A 17,042-nucleotide genomic window follows, 5' to 3' on the forward strand; every position below is an offset into this window, starting at 1 on the left:
TCCTTAGAGGCTTAGAAATAACCTTGGCGTTTTTTCAATTCCATCGATCCTGATTGATCGTGGTCGATCGCGCGGCCTTGTCGTTCACTGGAAGTGGCCACCAGCATCTCTTCAATAATGCCCGTTAGCGTATTGGCCTCTGATTCAATTGCGCCAGTGAGTGGATAACAACCTAACGTGCGAAAACGCACACTCTTGTGCTGAACTTCTTCTCCAGGTTGCAGCTTCATCCGCTCATCATCAACCATGATCAGCATCCCATCGCGTTCGACAACTGGGCGAATGTCCGATAAATACAGCGGTACGATCTCGATATTTTCCAAATAGATGTATTGCCAAATATCCAATTCAGTCCAGTTCGACAACGGGAAAACACGAATGCTCTCACCTTTATTGATTTGGCCGTTGTAGGTTTTCCATAGCTCCGGACGCTGGTTCTTCGGATCCCACGTGTGGTTCTTGTCACGAAAAGAATAAACACGCTCTTTCGCGCGTGATTTCTCTTCATCACGACGCGCACCACCAAAAGCAGCATCAAAACCGTATTTATTCAACGCTTGCTTTAACCCTTGAGTTTTCATGATATCAGTGTGTTTTGAAGATCCATGAACAAATGGACTACAACCCATTGCCAAACCTTCTGGGTTTTTGTGCACCAGCAGTTCAAAACCATACTTTTGTGCTGCGCGATCACGAAATTCAATCATCTCGCGAAACTTCCAGTCAGTATCGACATGCAGAAAAGGAAACGGAATTTTCCCCGGATAAAAAGCCTTGCGCGCTAAATGCAGCATCACCGAAGAGTCTTTACCAATCGAATACATCATTACTGGGTTATCAAATTCAGCCGCCACTTCACGTAAAATATGAATACTTTCGGCTTCGAGCTGTTGTAAATGGGTTAAGCGTTGTTGATCCATCTTCATGCTTCCTTTTCGCTCGCATTGCGAGCCTTGTGCAATGAGAAATTGGTTTGAGTATTGAGTTGGAAATAACTGACTTGCCTTGCCATCAGGCGTAATTCACTTGGTTTTGCTGCGCGGATTGTTCACCAAACCAATGCAGTTTTTCCGACAGCGCCACCACTTCGCCCACCACAATCAAGGCCGGAGCCTGTGCCTGTGCCGCCAGTTGTGATAAGTCACAGAGCTGCCCTTTGAAGACTTTTTGCGAACGCTGAGTACCGCGCTCAATAATCGCGATTGGTGTGTTGGCTTGGCGTCCATGTTCAATCAACTGCTGCTGGATATAACTCGACTTCATCAAGCCCATGTAAATGACTAAGGTTTGATTACCACGCGCCAGTGTTGACCAATCCATGTCATCGTTTTCCGCTTTAAGGTGGCCGGTGACAAACAGAGCGGATTGCGCATAATCACGATGAGTCAGTGGAATGCCCGCATAGGCCGTTGCGCCTGCCGCCGCTGTAATACCGGGGATCACCTGGAATTTTACCCCCGCATCAAACAGCACTTCCAACTCTTCACCACCGCGGCCAAACATAAACGGATCGCCGCCTTTAATACGCACGACTTTGTAACCTTGCTGCGCAAAATCGATCAGCAATTGATTGGTTTTTTCTTGAGGAACGCTGTGATGTCCAGCACGCTTACCCACGCAGACTAAGATGGTATCGCTCGGCACCAGCGCCATAATTTCATCAGACACTAGGTAGTCGTACAACACCACGTCGGCTTGTTGTAGAAAGCTCAACGCTTTGAGCGTCAGCAGTTCTGGGTCGCCCGGCCCTGCACCAATCAAAGCCACTTCACCGCAGGTCAATTGGCTTTTGACGTACGATGGAGCGCTACTTGCCAAAGCATCATTGTTGACCGCAACTAAGCGCGGCCCTTTGATTGGCAACTGAGAAATGGTTTCCGTCGTACTCATTGTTGTTATCCATAACTTAATTCATGGATGCATTATGGCGGGCTCTTCATATTACCTGAAATTCTAAAATTTCATTTTTTATATCAAAAGCTGATAAGGGAATGGATAATTCCGAATAAGAAGTGACTATCTCTCTGATTAAAAGCCAATCAATGATGAGATCTTGTCGACAGAATGCCGGTGAGTTAACGCGTAACATCACAAATTGATATTCATTGAAATCATCGTTTCATAAGATTTTGTTACATTAGACGAGTTATTTGTTCCCTACCCCTAACTGGAGTACACAATGAAAGTGGCAGTGAAACCTCTCTCCATCGCGATTTTGAGCGGTATGTTAGCAATGGCTGGCCCAGCAATGGCGGACACCATTAAACTGCGTATCGTCGAAACGACTGATATTCACACCAATGTGATGGATTACGATTACTACAAAGACAAGCCATCGAACCAGATTGGTTTATCCCGTGCGGCGACGTTAGTGAAGCAAGCGCGCAGCGAAGTCGAAAACAGCATTTTGGTCGATAACGGTGATTTGATCCAAGGGAGCCCGATGGGCGACTATATGGCCGCCAAAGGCATCAAGGTTGGTGAGGTTCACCCAGTTTACAAAGCGATGAATCAGCTCGGCTACGATGTGGGTAACATTGGTAACCATGAATTTAACTACGGTTTGTCCTTTTTAAAGGAGAGTATTAACGACGCCGCATTCCCTTATGTCAATGCCAACGTCTATGACCAACAAACGGGCAAACACCTCTTCAATCCCTATCTCATTAAAACGCACACGTTCAAAGATACCGATGGCAAAGAGCACCAAATTAAAGTGGGTTACATTGGTTTTGTCCCGCCACAAATCATGGTGTGGGATAAGAAAAACCTGGATGGCAAAGTGTTTGCCAAAGACATCAAGCAAACAGCCGAGGAGCTGATCCCACAAATGAAAAAAGAGGGTGCCGATGTGATCGTGGCGATCCCGCACTCTGGTGTCTCATCTGACCCGTATTCCGTTGGTGCAGAAAACTCGGTTTACTACCTCACTCAAGTAGAAGGCATTGACGCGATTGCTTTTGGCCACTCTCACGCGGTATTCCCTAGCCAAGATTTTGCAAAACTGCCGGGAGCAGATGTGACTAAAGGCACCATTAATGGCGTGACCGCTGTCATGCCGGGGCGCTGGGGTAGCCATGTCGGTGTGATGGATCTGACTTTGCAAAGCAAAGATGGCCAATGGTCGGTAGTGGATGGTCAATCCCAAGCTCGCCCAATCTTCGATAAAGCCAATAAGAAATCACTGGCAGCAGCCGATACAGGCATTGTGAAAGCCTTAGAGTCGGACCACAAAGGTACGCGAGATTTTGTAAATCAACCGATTGGCCAAGCGAATGATGTGATGTACAGCTTTTTAGCCTTGGTACAAGATGACCCAACCGTGCAAATAGTTAACCTTGCACAAAAAGATTATGTGGAACGCTTTATTCAAGGCGACCCTGATCTTGATGGTTTGCCCGTGTTATCCGCCGCGGCACCTTTTAAAGTCGGTGGCCGTAAAGATGATCCTGCCGGTTTCACCGAAGTCGAAGCTGGCCAACTGACATTTCGTAACGCAGCGGATCTCTATCTTTACCCTAATACATTAGTCGCGCTGAAAATGACGGGTAAAGAAGTGAAAGAGTGGTTGGAATGCAGCGCGGGGCAGTTTAATCAGATTGACCCACACAGTACTCAGCCACAACCCTTGATCAATTGGGCTGATTTCCGCACGTATAACTTTGATGTGATGGATGGGGTGAATTACCAAATCGATGTTACTCAACCCGCCAAATACGATGGTGATTGTAAAGTAGCCAATAAAGATGCTGAGCGCATTGTAGGCTTAACTTATCAAGGTAAACCTATCGATGTAAAACAGACCTTTATTGTCGCCACCAATAACTACCGCGCTTACAGCAATAAATTTGCAGGCACAGGCGCACAATTTGTTGCCTTTGACTCACCCGACGAAAACCGCACGGCCGTTGCCAACTACATTTCGCGCGTGAGTAAAGAAAAAGGTCAAGTTACGCCAAGTGCTGATAACAACTGGTCGTTTGCTCCGATTAAAACTAATACCGCGTTAGATATTCGTTTTGAAACCTCTCCAAGCGAGAAAGCTGCCCAGTTCATCAAAGAGAAAGGTCAATACCCAATGACCTGGGTGGAAAACGATAGCATTGGTTTCGCAGTCTATACCATTGACCTGACTCAATAAGTCCAACCGTCAAATGAGCCTACTCAAGTAGGCTCATTTTTGGCCGTGGTCTTTACCATATAGCCAAGGTAAAATAGGACCAGTTTCTTTTTACTGGTCCTTTTTGATATGCATGCAGAGTTTCAACACCAGTTATCGCGAATCGGCTTTGAACAAGATGAAATCGAATATTTACTTACACGTTGTAAGCTTTTAGAGCTACCAACGCGGCATATATTAGTTCAGCAAGGTGAATGCCTACAACGGATCTATTTTGTTTTAGACGGAGTGTGCCACGCTTGCTATCTCACCGAGCAGGGGAAATCATTTAGTAAAGAATTTTATTGGGCGCAAGATTGGATTATTGGCTTTGAGAGTGTCATCAGGAATAAGCCGTCCCCATACTTGCTAGAAAGCTTAACACCGATCCGCTTGGTTGAGCTACCGATCGACATTTTACACGCGTGGCGTGAAATGCAGCATCCGCTGTATCTTAAATTAGTCGAAGCTCAGCTGATGCATAAAGAAAACAAAGAACGATTCATGCTGCTACATACGCCAGCAGAGCGGTACCAGCTTTTTACTGAACATTTTGCTCCCCTCAAAGTTCACATCACAGATAGTCAACTTGCGGCCTATCTGGGCATAACCCCCATCAGTTTGAGTAGAATTAAAGCACGCCTAAACGCCAAAACCAGCGAATAACTCACTGGTTTTGGATATCGGAACAAAAAGCATCTATTTCAAAAGACGTGCTCTAAATTGGCGTCCTTTCATCTTGCCAGTTTCCATTTTCTTCAGCGCTTTTTTCGCCACCGATTTATGGACTGCAACGTAGCTGCGCATCGGTAACATGTTAATTTTACCGACATATTGACCGTCAATACCGTCGTTACTGGTCAACGCCCCTAGAATATCTCCCGGGCGCACTTTCTGCTTTTTACCGCCATCAATCTGGATAGTGACCATATTGGCTTGATAAGGCGCGTTGTTTAGCGCACTGGCATCAGGCAATTTAGCGGGTTCGATGGGCATATCCATATATTCATCAATCATCGCCACTCGGTGCATTTCACTGTCACTGAAGAAGCTAAAAGCTAAACCTTTACTGCCCGCTCGGCCAGTACGCCCAATGCGGTGCACGTGCACTTCAGGATCACGTGATAACTCAAAGTTAAATACCGCATCTAAGTTATCCACATCAAGGCCGCGTGCCGCCACATCGGTGGCAACTAAAATGGAGATACTTTTATTAGCAAACTGCACCAAAGCTTGGTCACGGTCACGCTGCTCTAAGTCACCATGCAGTTCCACCACACTAAAGCCCTTGTGATGTAGATCTTCAGCAACACTTTGTACTTCTTTCTTTGTATTACAGAACACCACGGCAGATTCAGGCTGATGGTGTAAAAGCAGCAGTTCTAACGCGCGATCACGCGCCTCTGTACCCTCTACTTTATAAAAATATTGCTGAATGCTCGACGTATCATGGGTGGATTCAACTTTGACCATTTCAGGCTCACGCATAATCCGCTGCGCAATTTCTTTGATTTGATTGGGGAACGTCGCACTAAACAGCAATGTTTGGCGGCTGGTTGGCGTTTCATTGATGATCGCATCCAACGCTTCTTGGAAACCCATCTCGAGCATTCGGTCCGCTTCATCAAGCACTAACGTATTGAGTTCAGAAAGATCGATACGACCTTTGTCTAAATGGTCAAGAATACGCCCCGGAGTACCAACCAAAATGTGTGCGCCGTGCTCTAACGAACCAATTTGTGGCCCCATTGGCATGCCGCCACATAAGGTGAGCACTTTGATATTATGAATGGCGCGGCCGAGTGTGCGAATATCCGTTGCGACTTGATCGGCTAACTCACGGGTTGGACACAACACCAATGCTTGAACGCGAAAACGCTTAACGTTGAGGTTAGATAATACACCTAAACCAAACGCTGCCGTTTTTCCTGAGCCTGTTTTTCCTTGGCCAATCACATCCTTACCCGCCAAAATGGTTGGCAAGCTTAACGCCTGAATCGGCGTCATCTTGGTGTATCCCAAAGTATCGAGGTTAGAAAGAAGTTCGGGTTGTAGATTTACCGTTGAAAAAGAGAGATTACTCAAGAGACCGTCCTTTCGTTAGACGAAAATTAAACGCCTATTATCGTTATTTAACCTCGTGTGGCTAGTTAATCTTTATTTATCATTCATCAAGTTTACCGTTCACCCTTAACCTTTGTTAATGAATCATGCACTTAAGCTTGATAGAGTAACGACATCCATTTTTAAAGGGACACTACGATGATTACTTGGCACTGTCTTTCATTCTCACAATTAACCACTCATCAACTTTATGCGCTACTTAAACTGCGCGTCGATGTTTTTGTGGTCGAACAAACCTGTCCTTACCCTGAGTTGGATAATAAAGATATTCAGCCGGGTGTTTTCCATTTAATTGGCGAACAGGGACAGCAGATTGTTGCCTGCGCGCGCTTGCTCCCTGCTGGGATTAGCTACCCAAGTGTCAGTATTGGTCGCATTGCAACCCAAAAAGAAGCGAGAGGAAATGGCCTTGGACACCAATTAATGCAGCAAGCATTAGCCGAATGCCAGAAGCTGTGGCCCAATCAAGATATTGAGATTGGTGCACAGCACTATCTTGCTAACTTCTATCAAAATTATGGTTTTCAGCCGACATCAGAGATGTATCTTGAAGATGATATTCCTCATCTCGATATGAAACTCAGAAAGTAAATAATGCTATTTAATCAAGCGCTTATTTACTGCGACCAAAACCACCATCTGAGCGCCTGAAAAACATCACTGATTGAGTGTTTTTTTCAAGTTGCAGAATATCGAGCTGCCCATCAGCCGCGAGTTTGAAGCGAACTAATTGGCCTTGGGTAATTTGGCTGAGCGGTTTGTCATTGCCTTCAATTTTAACTAAGGCATTGAGATCAGACATAGGTAAATCATTTGCCCGAAAAACCTGCGACAGAGTATCTCCATTTTTAACCGTGTACTCTCGCCAAGCATCAGATTTAAGCTCGGTTTGCTGAAGCGTTTTTTGTTCACTCAACCCAACCGTATTAATGCTGATTTCCACACGCTCACTACTTTTCGGTACAGAGGTCTGCTCTGTTCGCTCAGGAAAAGGAATAATAATGAGCAAACACACTACTGGAACGATCGCTAATAAAGCGCGCTGGTGAAGCTTAGGCAGCGCCAGCCAAACAGTGCGAACACGCACACTAAGGTCACGCCAATCGAGTCTATCCCATTGTTGTTGAATAGATGCTAAATAATCGGTTTTCGGTTTGTTCTTGTGACGACGATTCATCTTAACCCGTCTCCTTTTCTGTCGAGCTACAGTATAAAAACTCAAGAGGGATCAGTATAGAGCCAAGGTGGCGATAACGTAAACGTTGACACAATCTTGAACATTTTTCTTTGGGATCTGCGATTTGTCACAACCTGAAGGTTCAATATTGGATATTTCCCATTAGCATTTCATCCCATGCTTGAAACTGATATCCTTTGGCCCTTGTTTATTTACATAAAAAGAGTGACTGTTTATGTCTGAAGTAAAATTTGACACTGTAGAGCAAAAAGCAAGCTACGGTATCGGTCTACAAATGGGCCAACAACTTGCGGGTAGTGGTCTAGAAGGACTTAACGTTGACGCAATCGCCGCAGGTATCGCAACCGCATTAGTAGGCGACATGCCATCAATTGAAATTGATGAAATCAATAATGCACTGCAAGAGTTGCACATGCGTGCAGAATCTCTACGCCAAGAAGCTGCCAAAGCAGCCGCAGCCGACGGTGAAGTATTCTTAACAGATAACGCACTACGCCCTGAAGTGACCGTTCTTGAATCTGGTCTACAGTACGAAATTCTTACAGAAGGTACGGGTGATATCCCGACATCTGACAAGCAAGTACGTGTTCATTACCACGGTGAATTGACTGACGGTACAGTATTTGATAGCTCTGTATCTCGCGGTCAACCGGCTGAATTCCCAGTAACAGGTGTAATCAAAGGTTGGGTAGAAGCACTACAACTGATGCCTGTGGGTTCAAAATGGAAACTCTATATTCCACAAGATCTAGCCTACGGTGAGCGTGGCGCTGGTGCTGCAATTCCTCCTTTTGCAGCTCTTGTATTTGAAGTTGAACTACTCGATATCCTATAAGATAGCCTTGTAGTGAATGACCCAAGGTTGGCAATTGCCAACCTTTTTTGTATAAAATAAAAACGATGATCTACTTTATTCCAGATACAAAAAAATTCCAGATACAAAAAAGCCGAGTATCGCTACTCGGCTTTTTTAATTATACGAACTGATTACTCAGCAGTAGCTTCTACAGCTACTTCTGGGCGATCGACAAGCTCAATGTATGCCATTGGAGCTTTATCACCAGTACGGAAACCGCACTTTAGGATACGTGTGTAGCCGCCTTGGCGAGCTGCAAAACGTGGACCTAGTTCGTTAAATAGTTTTGCCACAACTTCGTTATCACGAGTGCGAGCAAATGCTAGACGACGGTTTGCAACACTGTCAGTCTTAGCTAGTGTAATCAAAGGCTCAACGACGCGACGTAGCTCTTTTGCTTTTGGCAAAGTAGTCTTGATAACTTCATGACGTACTAGAGAGCTAGCCATGTTGCTGAACATCGCTTTGCGATGACTGCTGTTGCGGTTGAGTTGACGACCACTCTTACGATGGCGCATGACCTAATCCTTCTAACTAGTATCGATTAATCTTCAGCGATAGACGCTGGCGGCCAGTTCTCTAGGCGCATGCCCAAAGATAGACCACGTGATGCAAGCACGTCTTTAATCTCTGTAAGAGATTTCTTACCAAGGTTTGGCGTTTTAAGTAGCTCAACCTCAGTGCGCTGTACTAGATCACCGATGTAGTGAATCGCTTCTGCTTTCAGACAGTTAGCAGAGCGAACTGTTAGTTCAAGATCGTCTACAGGACGCAGTAGGATTGGATCGAATTCTGGCTTCTCTTCCTTCTCCTCAGGTACACGTACATCACGAAGATCTACGAACGCATCCAATTGCTCAGCAAGAATAGTTGCTGCACGACGGATTGCTTCCTCAGGTTCTAGAGTACCGTTCGTTTCCATATCGATAACGAGCTTGTCTAAATCAGTACGCTGTTCTACACGAGCGGCTTCCACAGAGTAGGCAATTTTGTCTACTGGGCTGTAAGTAGCATCTACAAGTAGACGACCGATTGGACGCTCATCTTCTTCAGTATGGATACGAGCTGAAGCTGGAACATAACCACGACCACGTTCTACTTTGATACGCATAGCGATCTCAGCGTTGTCATCCGTTAGATGACAAATCACGTGCTCAGGGTTAGTGATCTCTACATCACCATCATGGGTGATGTCACCTGCAACAACAGGGCCCGAGCCTGATTTGTTTAGCGTAATGAACACTTCATCTTTGCCTTCGGCAACGCGAACAGCCAAACCTTTTAGGTTCAGAAGGATCTCAAGGATATCTTCTTGAATGCCTTCTTTGGTGCTGTACTCGTGTAGTACGCCTTCAATCTCCACTTCAGTTACAGCACAACCTGGCATTGAAGATAGAAGAATACGGCGAAGTGCATTACCCAGAGTATGGCCGAAACCACGCTCTAACGGCTCAAGAGTTACTTTTGCGTGTGTCGTGCTAATCTGTTCGATATCAACAAGACGTGGCTTAAGAAATTCTGTTACAGAACCCTGCATTGTGTCCTCTCTTTAGTTTAACCTTACTTAGAGTAAAGCTCGACGATCAATTGTTCGTTGATGTCAGCTGACAGGTCAGAACGCTCAGGCATACGCTTGAATGTACCTTCCATTTGGCCGCCATCTACTTCAATCCAAGTTGGTTTTTCGCGTTGTTCAGCAACTTCTAGAGCTGCTTTAATGCGAGATTGCTTTTTAGCTTTCTCACGGATTGCAACAACGTCGTTAGCCGCAACATTGAAAGAAGGAACGTTTACAACTTTACCGTTAACTAGGATAGCTTTGTGGCTTACTAGCTGACGTGCTTCTGCGCGAGTAGCGCCAAAGCCCATGCGGTAAACTACGTTATCAAGACGACCTTCAAGAAGCTGAAGTAGGTTTTCACCCGTATTGCCTTTAAGACGCGCAGCTTCTTTGTAGTAGTTACGGAATTGTTTTTCTAGAACGCCGTAGATACGACGAACTTTTTGCTTCTCACGAAGCTGAACACCGTACTCAGATAGACGACCGCGACGAGCGCCGTGTACACCTGGTGCGTTGTCAATTTTACACTTGGTATCAATCGCACGAATGCCTGACTTAAGGAACAAGTCAGTACCTTCGCGGCGGCTAAGCTTCAGCTTAGGACCCAAATATCTTGCCATGATCTTTCTCCAATCTTCCTAGAAACGTTATACGCGGCGTTTCTTAGGTGGACGACAACCGTTATGAGGGATTGGTGTCGCATCAACAATGTTAGTGATACGGAAACCAGCAGCGTTCAGTGCGCGAACAGTTGATTCACGACCTGGACCTGGACCCTTAACCATAACCTCTAGGTTCTTAAGGCCGTATTCTTTAGCCATTTCAGCACAACGTTCAGCAGCAACCTGTGCAGCGAACGGAGTAGACTTACGAGAACCGCGGAAACCAGAACCACCAGCAGTTGCCCACGCTAGAGCATTACCTTGACGGTCTGTGATAGTTACGATTGTGTTATTGAAAGATGCATGGATGTGCGCTACGCCATCAGCAACTTGCTTGCGTACACGCTTACGTGCGCGAGTTGGTTGTTTTGCCATTGTACTCTATACCCTTCCGACTATTTCTTGATCGGTTTACGCGGACCCTTACGGGTACGAGCGTTGGTTTTAGTACGCTGTCCACGTAGTGGTAGACTGCGACGATGACGAAGACCACGGTAACAGCCAAGGTCCATAAGACGCTTGATGTTCATGGAAACTTCACGACGAAGATCACCCTCTACAGTGTATTTAGCTACACCATCACGCAGTAGATCGATCTGCTCTTCAGTTAGTTCACTGATCTTAACACTTTCAGCAATACCCAAATCAGCTAAGATAGCTTTTGAACGGGTCTTACCGATGCCATAGATTGCAGTTAATGCAATTACAGCATGCTTCTGATCAGGAATGTTAATGCCTGCTATACGGGCCACTATTCACTCCTAGTACTTATATAAGAAATTATCCGCAGCAAAGCCCGTCGAGGATACGCTGCGGCATACTACTTCTTTTGCACACAAAAGGTAGGCCGAGGAATATACTCGACCGACCTTTATATTTCAAGTAAAAATTTCTGCTAATTAGCCTTGGCGCTGCTTGTGCTTTGGCTCACTGCAAATCACGCGAACGACACCGTTACGCTTGATTACTTTACAGTTACGACAGATTTTTTTAACGGAAGCACGAACTTTCATTGCTAAACTCCGTAAGTGAAATCTGAATTAACGGCCGTAGCCCTTCAGATTTGCTTTTTTCAACACAGAATCATACTGCTGGGACATCATATGAGTCTGTACCTGTGCCATAAAGTCCATAATCACAACCACTACGATAAGTAGTGATGTACCGCCGAAGTAGAAACGTACGTTCCACGCGACCATCATGAACTCGGGAATCAGACAGATAAAGGTAATGTATAGAGCACCGGCTAAGGTTAATCTTGTCATTACTTTATCGATGTATCTCGCTGTCTGCTCACCTGGGCGGATGCCGGGTACGAACGCACCGGACTTCTTCAAGTTATCCGCTGTTTCACGAGGGTTAAAAACCAACGCTGTGTAAAAGAAACAGAAGAAAATAATCGCCGCTGCATAAAGCATAACGTACAGAGGTTGACCTGGGCTAAGAGCCAAAGACACATCAGTTAACCAACCGAATGTGCTGCTCTCACCATTTTGGCCAAACCACTGGGCTAATGTTCCTGGGAACAAAATAATGCTCGATGCAAAAATTGCAGGTATTACACCCGCCATATTAATTTTCAATGGCAAGTGAGTACTTTGCGCTGCAAATACTTTACGACCTTGTTGACGCTTTGCATAGTTAACGACAATACGACGTTGACCACGCTCCATGAAAACAACGAAATAAATCACAGCAAAAGCAAGTACCGCAATTAACAACAGAAGAAGCACATGCAATTCACCTTGACGCGCTTGCTCAATCGTTTGTCCGACTGCCGAAGGCAATCCAGCAACAATACCTGCAAAAATCAAAATGGAAATACCATTTCCTATTCCACGCTCAGTAATTTGTTCACCTAACCACATTAAGAACATGGTGCCAGTTACTAAACTCACGGTAGCAATCAGGGTAAACATGGTTTGGTCGATAACAACCAGATTGTTGACCATGTTTGGTAAGCCTGTTGCGATACCAATAGCTTGGAATATTGCAAGTACAAGCGTGCCATAACGCGTATATTGGCTAATCTTACGACGCCCTGCCTCACCCTCTTTCTTGAGTTCGGCTAACGCTGGATGAACTACAGTTAGCAATTGGACAACAATTGACGCCGAAATATACGGCATGATGCCCAATGCTAAGATAGATGCACGCGAAAGAGCACCACCGGAGAACATGTTAAACATTTCAACGATGGTACCTTTTTGCTGTTCGAACAAATCGGCAAGTACAGCTGCGTCAATACCAGGAATCGGCACAAAAGAACCGGCTCGGAATACTAAAAGTGCACCAATTACGAATAATAAGCGCGACTTTAGTTCACTTAAGCCGCTCTGAGCACTACGAAAATCTTGTCCTGGTTTCTTAGCCATCTGTACCTCGTTCCTCGAGATTATTCCTCGATTTTACCGCCTGCAGCTTCGATTGCAGCTTTAGCGCCTTTAGTCACGCGAAGACCTTTCACAGTCACTGCTTTGCTAATCTCACCAGAAAGAACAACTTTAACATTTTCGATGTTCTTAGTGATTAGGTTAGCTGCTTTCAAGCTGTTTAGATCGACCACGTCACCCGTAACTTTCGCTAGCTCAGCTAGACGAATTTCAGCAGACACTAGGCTCTTACGAGAAGTGAAACCGAATTTAGGTAGACGTTGTTTTAGAGGCATTTGACCGCCTTCAAAACCTGGACGAACTGTACCGCCAGAACGTGACTTTTGACCTTTGTGACCACGGCCACCTGTTTTACCAAGGCCAGAACCGATACCACGGCCTAGACGCTTAGGAGCGTGCTTAGAACCAGCAGCCGGTGATAGAGTATTCAAACGCATTCTGATTACTCCTCAACTTTAACCATGTAGTAAACCTTGTTGATCATACCGCGTACACACGCTGTATCTTCAAGTTCTACTGTATGGTTGATACGACGAAGGCCTAGACCACGCAAAGTAGCTTTGTGCTTTGGTAGACGACCAATTGAGCTTTTAGTTTGAGTTACTTTAATAGTTGCCATGGTGCTTACTCCGAAATCGCTTCAACAGTGAGACCACGTTTAGCTGCAACCATTTCTGGTGACTTCACATCTACTAGACCAGCAACAGTTGCGCGAACAACGTTGATTGGGTTAGTAGAACCGTACGCTTTCGCAAGTACGTTATGTACACCGGCAACTTCTAGTACAGCACGCATCGCACCACCGGCGATAACACCTGTACCTTCTGCAGCTGGCTGCATGTAAACTTTAGAGCCCGAGTGACGACCTTTCACCGCGTGGTGAAGAGTGCCTTCGTTAAGAGCGATCGTAACCATGTTACGACGCGCTTTTTCCATTGCTTTTTGAATCGCTGCAGGTACTTCACGAGCTTTGCCGTATCCGAAACCTACGCGACCATTACCGTCACCAACTACAGTTAGCGCAGTAAAGCTCATGATTCGACCACCTTTAACCGTTTTAGAAACACGGTTAACTGCGATTAACTTCTCTTGCAAATCACTAGCTTGTTGTTGTTCTTTAGCCATCTTCCAACCCTACCTTAGAATTTCAGACCAGCTTCGCGAGCAGATTCTGCTAGCGCCGCTACTCGACCGTGGTATTGGAAACCAGAACGATCAAACGCAACAGCTGATACGCCTTTTTCAAGAGCGCGTTCTGCAATAGCTTTACCTACCGCTTTAGCTGCGTCTACGTTACCGGTGTTCTTAATTAGCTCACGGATCGCTTTTTCTACAGTAGAAGCTGCTGCGATAACCTCAGAGCCGTTTGATGCGATAACCTGAGCGTACACGTGACGAGGAGTACGGTGTACTACTAGGCGAGTTGCACCCAGTTCAGCAATCTTACGACGTGCGCGTGTAGCACGACGGATGCGAGATGCTTTCTTATCCATAGTGTTACCTTACTTCTTCTTAGCTTCTTTACTACGCACATTTTCATCTGCGTAACGGACGCCTTTACCTTTATAAGGTTCTGGCTCACGGTAAGAACGGATGTCAGCCGCAACTTGACCCACTACTTGCTTATCGCAACCAGTTAGGACAATTTCAGTTTGGCTAGGACATTCAGCATTGATACCCGCTGGTAGTTCATGCTCTACAGGGTGTGAGAAGCCTAAAGTAAGACTTACTGAGTTGCCTTTAATGGCAGCACGGTAACCAACACCTTTAAGAACAAGCTTCTTAGTAAAGCCTGCAGTAACACCAACAACCATGTTGTTTACAAGTGCACGAGCAGTACCTGCTTGTGCCCAAGCGTTCGCAACACCTTCACGAGGACCGAAAGTAAGGTTGTTTTCTTCCTGTGCAATAACTACGCCTTTATTCAGGACGCGAGTCAGCTCACCTTTACCACCTTTTACAGTGATTTCTTGGCCGTTTAGTTTCACCTCTACGCCAGCTGGAATAGCAACAGGTGCTTTAGCAACACGAGACATATCCTACTCCTTACGCTACGTAGCAAATGATTTCACCGCCAAGACCTGCTTTGCGAGCAGCACGGTCAGACATCAGACCCTTGGAAGTGGACACCACAGCAACACCCATACCGCCCATCACTGTTGGTAACGCGTCTTTTTTCTTATAAACGCGTAGACCAGGACGTGAAACACGTTGGATTTGCTCGATTACTGGTTTAGCTTGGAAGTACTTAAGAGTAACTTCTAGCTCAGGTTTTACTTCGCCTTCAACAGCGAAATCTGCGATATAACCTTCAGCTTTTAGTAGTGCAGCAATTGCAACTTTAAGCTTTGAAGAAGGCATTTTTACAGCAACTTTATTTGCTGCCTGACCGTTACGAATGCGGGTCAGCATATCCGAAATCGGATCTTGCATGCTCATAAGATTTACTCCAAATGATTAAGTGGCAATTACCAGCTAGCCTTACGAAGTCCAGGAATCTCGCCTTTCATGCAAGCTTCGCGAACTTTGATGCGGCTTAGACCGAACTTACGTAGGAAACCGTGTGGACGACCAGTTTGGTTGCAACGGTTGCGCTGACGTGAAGCACTTGAATCACGTGGAAGAGCTTGCAGTTTAAGAACTGCGTTCCAACGATCTTCTTCAGATGCGTTTACATCGCTAATGGTAGCTTTTAGCATTGCACGCTTTTCTGCGAACTTAGCTACTAGCTTCGCACGTTTTACTTCACGTGCTTTCATTGATTGTTTAGCCATAACAGTAACCCTTCACCTTACTTACGGAATGGGAAGTTAAAGGCAGCCAGCAGAGCACGGCCTTCCTCATCGGTACCAGCAGAAGTCGTGATAGTGATATCAAGACCGCGTACACGATCGACTTTATCGTAGTCGATTTCTGGGAAGATGATTTGCTCGCGAACGCCCATGCTGTAGTTACCGCGTCCGTCAAAAGACTTAGCGCTAACACCACGGAAGTCACGTACACGTGGAAGTGCAATAGAGATTAAACGCTCTAAAAAATCCCACATACGTTCGCCACGCAAGGTTACTTTACAACCAATTGGGTAGCCTTCACGAATTTTGAAACCTGCAACAGATTTACGAGCTTTAGTGATCAATGGTTTTTGACCAGAGATCGTAGCCATATCAGCTGCTGCATTTTCTAATAGTTTCTTATCGTTGATAGCTTCACCAACGCCCATGTTTAGGGTGATTTTATCAATCCTAGGGACTTGCATGACGCTTGTGTAACCGAACTGTTTGGTCAGTTCAGTCACTACAGACGACTTGTAGTAATCATGCAGTTTCGCCATAGTAGAACTCCAAATTACTTCTAATTAGTTAGAAACGATTTCACCGTTAGATTTGAAGAAACGAACTTTTTTGCCGTCTTCAAAACGGAAACCGATACGGTCCGCTTTACCAGTTGCTGCGTTAAAGATTGCAACGTTAGAAGCATCAATAGCTGCTTCTTGTTCAACGATGCCACCTTGTTGACCTAGAGCCGGAACCGGCTTTTGGTGTTTCTTAACAAGGTTGATACCTTCAACGATAACTTTACCAGTTACGAGAACCTTAGTTACTTTACCTTTCTTGCCTTTATCTTTACCAGCAAGAACGATTACTTCGTCATTACGACGGATTTTAGCTGCCATGTGTGCCGCTCCTTACAGAACTTCAGGTGCTAGTGACACGATTTTCATAAATTTCGCATTGCGAAGTTCACGAGTCACTGGACCAAAGATACGTGTACCGATAGGTTGCTCTGTATTATTGTTCAACAATACGCAAGCATTACGGTCGAAGCGAATGACAGAACCGTCTGGACGACGTACGCCTTTACGGGTGCGAACTACCACCGCCTTCAGTACATCACCTTTTTTAACTTTACCGCGAGGAATTGCTTCCTTCACTGTAACTTTGATGATGTCACCGATATGTGCATAACGGCGGTGAGAGCCACCCAGAACCTTAATACACATTACCTTGCGCGCGCCTGAGTTATCAGCTGCATCAAGTGTACTTTGCATTTGGATCATTGTTAGTGCTCCGCTAAATATTAAAACTAGAC

25 protein-coding genes are annotated in these 17,042 nt (G+C 45.5%); 4 read left to right on the plus strand and 21 right to left on the minus strand.

Annotated elements, in window-relative coordinates:
• Positions 1–11: 11 nt before the first annotated feature.
• Together cysD and cobA are read right to left on the minus strand one after the other, a co-directional pair.
• Complete coding sequence (cysD, locus tag CCZ37_RS11320; protein ID WP_244187267.1) at positions 12–920, minus strand: sulfate adenylyltransferase subunit CysD; 909 nt, start codon at positions 918–920, stop codon at positions 12–14.
• Between the two features lie 91 nt (positions 921–1,011).
• Positions 1,012–1,890, minus strand: a complete 879-nt coding sequence (gene cobA / locus CCZ37_RS11325; protein WP_094500553.1) for a uroporphyrinogen-III C-methyltransferase — start codon at positions 1,888–1,890, stop codon at positions 1,012–1,014.
• A 289-nt stretch (positions 1,891–2,179) separates the two neighbouring features.
• Between cobA and cpdB the strand changes: the two genes are divergently transcribed.
• On the plus strand, positions 2,180–4,141 hold the full coding sequence (gene cpdB, locus CCZ37_RS11330) for a 2',3'-cyclic-nucleotide 2'-phosphodiesterase (protein ID WP_094500554.1): 1,962 nt from the start codon (positions 2,180–2,182) through the stop codon (positions 4,139–4,141).
• A gap of 108 nt (positions 4,142–4,249) precedes the next feature.
• Positions 4,250–4,825, plus strand: a complete 576-nt coding sequence (locus CCZ37_RS11335; protein WP_010318787.1) for a Crp/Fnr family transcriptional regulator — start codon at positions 4,250–4,252, stop codon at positions 4,823–4,825.
• Between the two features lie 33 nt (positions 4,826–4,858).
• Here CCZ37_RS11335 and dbpA read toward each other — a convergent pair whose 3' ends face one another.
• Positions 4,859–6,244, minus strand: coding sequence for an ATP-dependent RNA helicase DbpA (dbpA, locus tag CCZ37_RS11340; RefSeq protein WP_010318786.1), 1,386 nt, complete (start codon positions 6,242–6,244; stop codon positions 4,859–4,861).
• 177 nt (positions 6,245–6,421) lie between these two features.
• Here dbpA and CCZ37_RS11345 point away from each other — a divergent pair, with 177 nt between their 5' ends.
• Positions 6,422–6,874, plus strand: a complete 453-nt coding sequence (locus CCZ37_RS11345) for a GNAT family N-acetyltransferase (protein ID WP_010318785.1) — start codon at positions 6,422–6,424, stop codon at positions 6,872–6,874.
• A 22-nt stretch (positions 6,875–6,896) separates the two neighbouring features.
• Here CCZ37_RS11345 and CCZ37_RS11350 read toward each other — a convergent pair whose 3' ends face one another.
• The gene (locus tag CCZ37_RS11350; RefSeq protein WP_010318784.1) at positions 6,897–7,460 is read right to left on the minus strand and encodes a LysM-like peptidoglycan-binding domain-containing protein; all 564 of its coding nucleotides are present in this window, start codon (positions 7,458–7,460) and stop codon (positions 6,897–6,899) included.
• 235 nt (positions 7,461–7,695) lie between these two features.
• Between CCZ37_RS11350 and bamJ the strand changes: the two genes are divergently transcribed.
• A complete protein-coding gene (bamJ, locus tag CCZ37_RS11355; RefSeq protein ID WP_010318783.1) occupies positions 7,696–8,316 on the plus strand; it encodes a BamJ family beta-barrel-assembly machinery protein in 621 nt (206 codons plus the stop codon).
• Positions 8,317–8,468: 152 nt separating this feature from the next.
• Here the strand turns inward: bamJ and rplQ are convergent, their stop codons facing one another.
• From rplQ to rplN, 17 genes are all read right to left on the minus strand, one after another.
• Positions 8,469–8,855 (minus strand): 50S ribosomal protein L17, encoded by a 387-nt coding sequence (gene rplQ / locus CCZ37_RS11360; protein WP_010318782.1) that lies wholly within the window; start codon positions 8,853–8,855, stop codon positions 8,469–8,471.
• 26 nt (positions 8,856–8,881) lie between these two features.
• On the minus strand, positions 8,882–9,874 hold the full coding sequence (locus CCZ37_RS11365) for a DNA-directed RNA polymerase subunit alpha (RefSeq protein ID WP_010318781.1): 993 nt from the start codon (positions 9,872–9,874) through the stop codon (positions 8,882–8,884).
• Between the two features lie 23 nt (positions 9,875–9,897).
• The gene (rpsD, locus tag CCZ37_RS11370; RefSeq protein ID WP_010318780.1) at positions 9,898–10,518 is read right to left on the minus strand and encodes a 30S ribosomal protein S4; all 621 of its coding nucleotides are present in this window, start codon (positions 10,516–10,518) and stop codon (positions 9,898–9,900) included.
• 27 nt (positions 10,519–10,545) lie between these two features.
• Positions 10,546–10,935: a 30S ribosomal protein S11 gene (gene rpsK, locus CCZ37_RS11375; RefSeq protein ID WP_001118870.1), complete on the minus strand. Its 390-nt coding sequence runs from the start codon at positions 10,933–10,935 to the stop codon at positions 10,546–10,548.
• 20 nt (positions 10,936–10,955) lie between these two features.
• Positions 10,956–11,312, minus strand: a complete 357-nt coding sequence (gene rpsM, locus CCZ37_RS11380; RefSeq protein WP_010318779.1) for a 30S ribosomal protein S13 — start codon at positions 11,310–11,312, stop codon at positions 10,956–10,958.
• A 147-nt stretch (positions 11,313–11,459) separates the two neighbouring features.
• Positions 11,460–11,573, minus strand: a complete 114-nt coding sequence (rpmJ, locus tag CCZ37_RS11385; protein ID WP_000868186.1) for a 50S ribosomal protein L36 — start codon at positions 11,571–11,573, stop codon at positions 11,460–11,462.
• Positions 11,574–11,600: 27 nt separating this feature from the next.
• Positions 11,601–12,935: a preprotein translocase subunit SecY gene (secY, locus tag CCZ37_RS11390; protein WP_017042854.1), complete on the minus strand. Its 1,335-nt coding sequence runs from the start codon at positions 12,933–12,935 to the stop codon at positions 11,601–11,603.
• A gap of 20 nt (positions 12,936–12,955) precedes the next feature.
• A complete protein-coding gene (gene rplO, locus CCZ37_RS11395; RefSeq protein ID WP_010318777.1) occupies positions 12,956–13,390 on the minus strand; it encodes a 50S ribosomal protein L15 in 435 nt (144 codons plus the stop codon).
• 5 nt (positions 13,391–13,395) lie between these two features.
• Positions 13,396–13,572 carry a 50S ribosomal protein L30 gene (rpmD, locus tag CCZ37_RS11400; protein WP_010318776.1) on the minus strand — a complete coding sequence of 59 codons (177 nt, stop codon included), beginning with the start codon at positions 13,570–13,572 and terminating at the stop codon, positions 13,396–13,398.
• Positions 13,573–13,577: 5 nt separating this feature from the next.
• The gene (rpsE, locus tag CCZ37_RS11405; protein ID WP_010318775.1) at positions 13,578–14,078 is read right to left on the minus strand and encodes a 30S ribosomal protein S5; all 501 of its coding nucleotides are present in this window, start codon (positions 14,076–14,078) and stop codon (positions 13,578–13,580) included.
• Positions 14,079–14,092: 14 nt separating this feature from the next.
• The gene (gene rplR, locus CCZ37_RS11410) at positions 14,093–14,446 is read right to left on the minus strand and encodes a 50S ribosomal protein L18 (RefSeq protein WP_010318774.1); all 354 of its coding nucleotides are present in this window, start codon (positions 14,444–14,446) and stop codon (positions 14,093–14,095) included.
• 9 nt (positions 14,447–14,455) lie between these two features.
• Positions 14,456–14,989, minus strand: a complete 534-nt coding sequence (gene rplF / locus CCZ37_RS11415; protein WP_010318773.1) for a 50S ribosomal protein L6 — start codon at positions 14,987–14,989, stop codon at positions 14,456–14,458.
• 10 nt (positions 14,990–14,999) lie between these two features.
• Positions 15,000–15,392 (minus strand): 30S ribosomal protein S8, encoded by a 393-nt coding sequence (gene rpsH, locus CCZ37_RS11420; protein WP_010318772.1) that lies wholly within the window; start codon positions 15,390–15,392, stop codon positions 15,000–15,002.
• Between the two features lie 29 nt (positions 15,393–15,421).
• Complete coding sequence (gene rpsN / locus CCZ37_RS11425; protein WP_010318771.1) at positions 15,422–15,727, minus strand: 30S ribosomal protein S14; 306 nt, start codon at positions 15,725–15,727, stop codon at positions 15,422–15,424.
• A 17-nt stretch (positions 15,728–15,744) separates the two neighbouring features.
• Complete coding sequence (gene rplE / locus CCZ37_RS11430) at positions 15,745–16,284, minus strand: 50S ribosomal protein L5 (RefSeq protein WP_010318770.1); 540 nt, start codon at positions 16,282–16,284, stop codon at positions 15,745–15,747.
• A gap of 24 nt (positions 16,285–16,308) precedes the next feature.
• Positions 16,309–16,626 carry a 50S ribosomal protein L24 gene (gene rplX, locus CCZ37_RS11435; RefSeq protein WP_010318769.1) on the minus strand — a complete coding sequence of 106 codons (318 nt, stop codon included), beginning with the start codon at positions 16,624–16,626 and terminating at the stop codon, positions 16,309–16,311.
• Positions 16,627–16,638: 12 nt separating this feature from the next.
• Positions 16,639–17,010 (minus strand): 50S ribosomal protein L14, encoded by a 372-nt coding sequence (rplN, locus tag CCZ37_RS11440; RefSeq protein ID WP_010318768.1) that lies wholly within the window; start codon positions 17,008–17,010, stop codon positions 16,639–16,641.
• Positions 17,011–17,042 lie beyond the last annotated feature (32 nt).

Source organism: Vibrio qinghaiensis (assembly GCF_002257545.1).
Taxonomy (GTDB): domain Bacteria; phylum Pseudomonadota; class Gammaproteobacteria; order Enterobacterales; family Vibrionaceae; genus Vibrio; species Vibrio ordalii.

What these genes read in the sequence shown, in the direction of transcription:
- rplF (WP_010318773.1), bottom strand. Translation starts at nt 14,989, where the DNA reads ATGTCTCGTGTTGCTAAAGCACCTGTTGCTATTCCAGCTGGCGTAGAG.
- bamJ (WP_010318783.1), top strand. Translation starts at nt 7,696, where the DNA reads ATGTCTGAAGTAAAATTTGACACTGTAGAGCAAAAAGCAAGCTACGGT.
- rplN (WP_010318768.1), bottom strand. Translation starts at nt 17,010, where the DNA reads ATGATCCAAATGCAAAGTACACTTGATGCAGCTGATAACTCAGGCGCG.
- cysD (WP_244187267.1), bottom strand. Translation starts at nt 920, where the DNA reads ATGGATCAACAACGCTTAACCCATTTACAACAGCTCGAAGCCGAAAGT.
- rplO (WP_010318777.1), bottom strand. Translation starts at nt 13,390, where the DNA reads ATGCGTTTGAATACTCTATCACCGGCTGCTGGTTCTAAGCACGCTCCT.
- rplE (WP_010318770.1), bottom strand. Translation starts at nt 16,284, where the DNA reads ATGGCGAAACTGCATGATTACTACAAGTCGTCTGTAGTGACTGAACTG.
- rpmJ (WP_000868186.1), bottom strand. Translation starts at nt 11,573, where the DNA reads ATGAAAGTTCGTGCTTCCGTTAAAAAAATCTGTCGTAACTGTAAAGTA.
- rpsH (WP_010318772.1), bottom strand. Translation starts at nt 15,392, where the DNA reads ATGAGCATGCAAGATCCGATTTCGGATATGCTGACCCGCATTCGTAAC.
- CCZ37_RS11335 (WP_010318787.1), top strand. Translation starts at nt 4,250, where the DNA reads ATGCATGCAGAGTTTCAACACCAGTTATCGCGAATCGGCTTTGAACAA.
- rplR (WP_010318774.1), bottom strand. Translation starts at nt 14,446, where the DNA reads ATGGATAAGAAAGCATCTCGCATCCGTCGTGCTACACGCGCACGTCGT.
- rpsD (WP_010318780.1), bottom strand. Translation starts at nt 10,518, where the DNA reads ATGGCAAGATATTTGGGTCCTAAGCTGAAGCTTAGCCGCCGCGAAGGT.
- rpsN (WP_010318771.1), bottom strand. Translation starts at nt 15,727, where the DNA reads ATGGCTAAACAATCAATGAAAGCACGTGAAGTAAAACGTGCGAAGCTA.
- rplQ (WP_010318782.1), bottom strand. Translation starts at nt 8,855, where the DNA reads ATGCGCCATCGTAAGAGTGGTCGTCAACTCAACCGCAACAGCAGTCAT.
- rplX (WP_010318769.1), bottom strand. Translation starts at nt 16,626, where the DNA reads ATGGCAGCTAAAATCCGTCGTAATGACGAAGTAATCGTTCTTGCTGGT.
- CCZ37_RS11350 (WP_010318784.1), bottom strand. Translation starts at nt 7,460, where the DNA reads ATGAATCGTCGTCACAAGAACAAACCGAAAACCGATTATTTAGCATCT.
- rpsK (WP_001118870.1), bottom strand. Translation starts at nt 10,935, where the DNA reads ATGGCAAAACAACCAACTCGCGCACGTAAGCGTGTACGCAAGCAAGTT.
- CCZ37_RS11365 (WP_010318781.1), bottom strand. Translation starts at nt 9,874, where the DNA reads ATGCAGGGTTCTGTAACAGAATTTCTTAAGCCACGTCTTGTTGATATC.
- rpmD (WP_010318776.1), bottom strand. Translation starts at nt 13,572, where the DNA reads ATGGCAACTATTAAAGTAACTCAAACTAAAAGCTCAATTGGTCGTCTA.
- cobA (WP_094500553.1), bottom strand. Translation starts at nt 1,890, where the DNA reads ATGAGTACGACGGAAACCATTTCTCAGTTGCCAATCAAAGGGCCGCGC.
- CCZ37_RS11345 (WP_010318785.1), top strand. Translation starts at nt 6,422, where the DNA reads ATGATTACTTGGCACTGTCTTTCATTCTCACAATTAACCACTCATCAA.
- rpsE (WP_010318775.1), bottom strand. Translation starts at nt 14,078, where the DNA reads ATGGCTAAAGAACAACAACAAGCTAGTGATTTGCAAGAGAAGTTAATC.
- secY (WP_017042854.1), bottom strand. Translation starts at nt 12,935, where the DNA reads ATGGCTAAGAAACCAGGACAAGATTTTCGTAGTGCTCAGAGCGGCTTA.
- cpdB (WP_094500554.1), top strand. Translation starts at nt 2,180, where the DNA reads ATGAAAGTGGCAGTGAAACCTCTCTCCATCGCGATTTTGAGCGGTATG.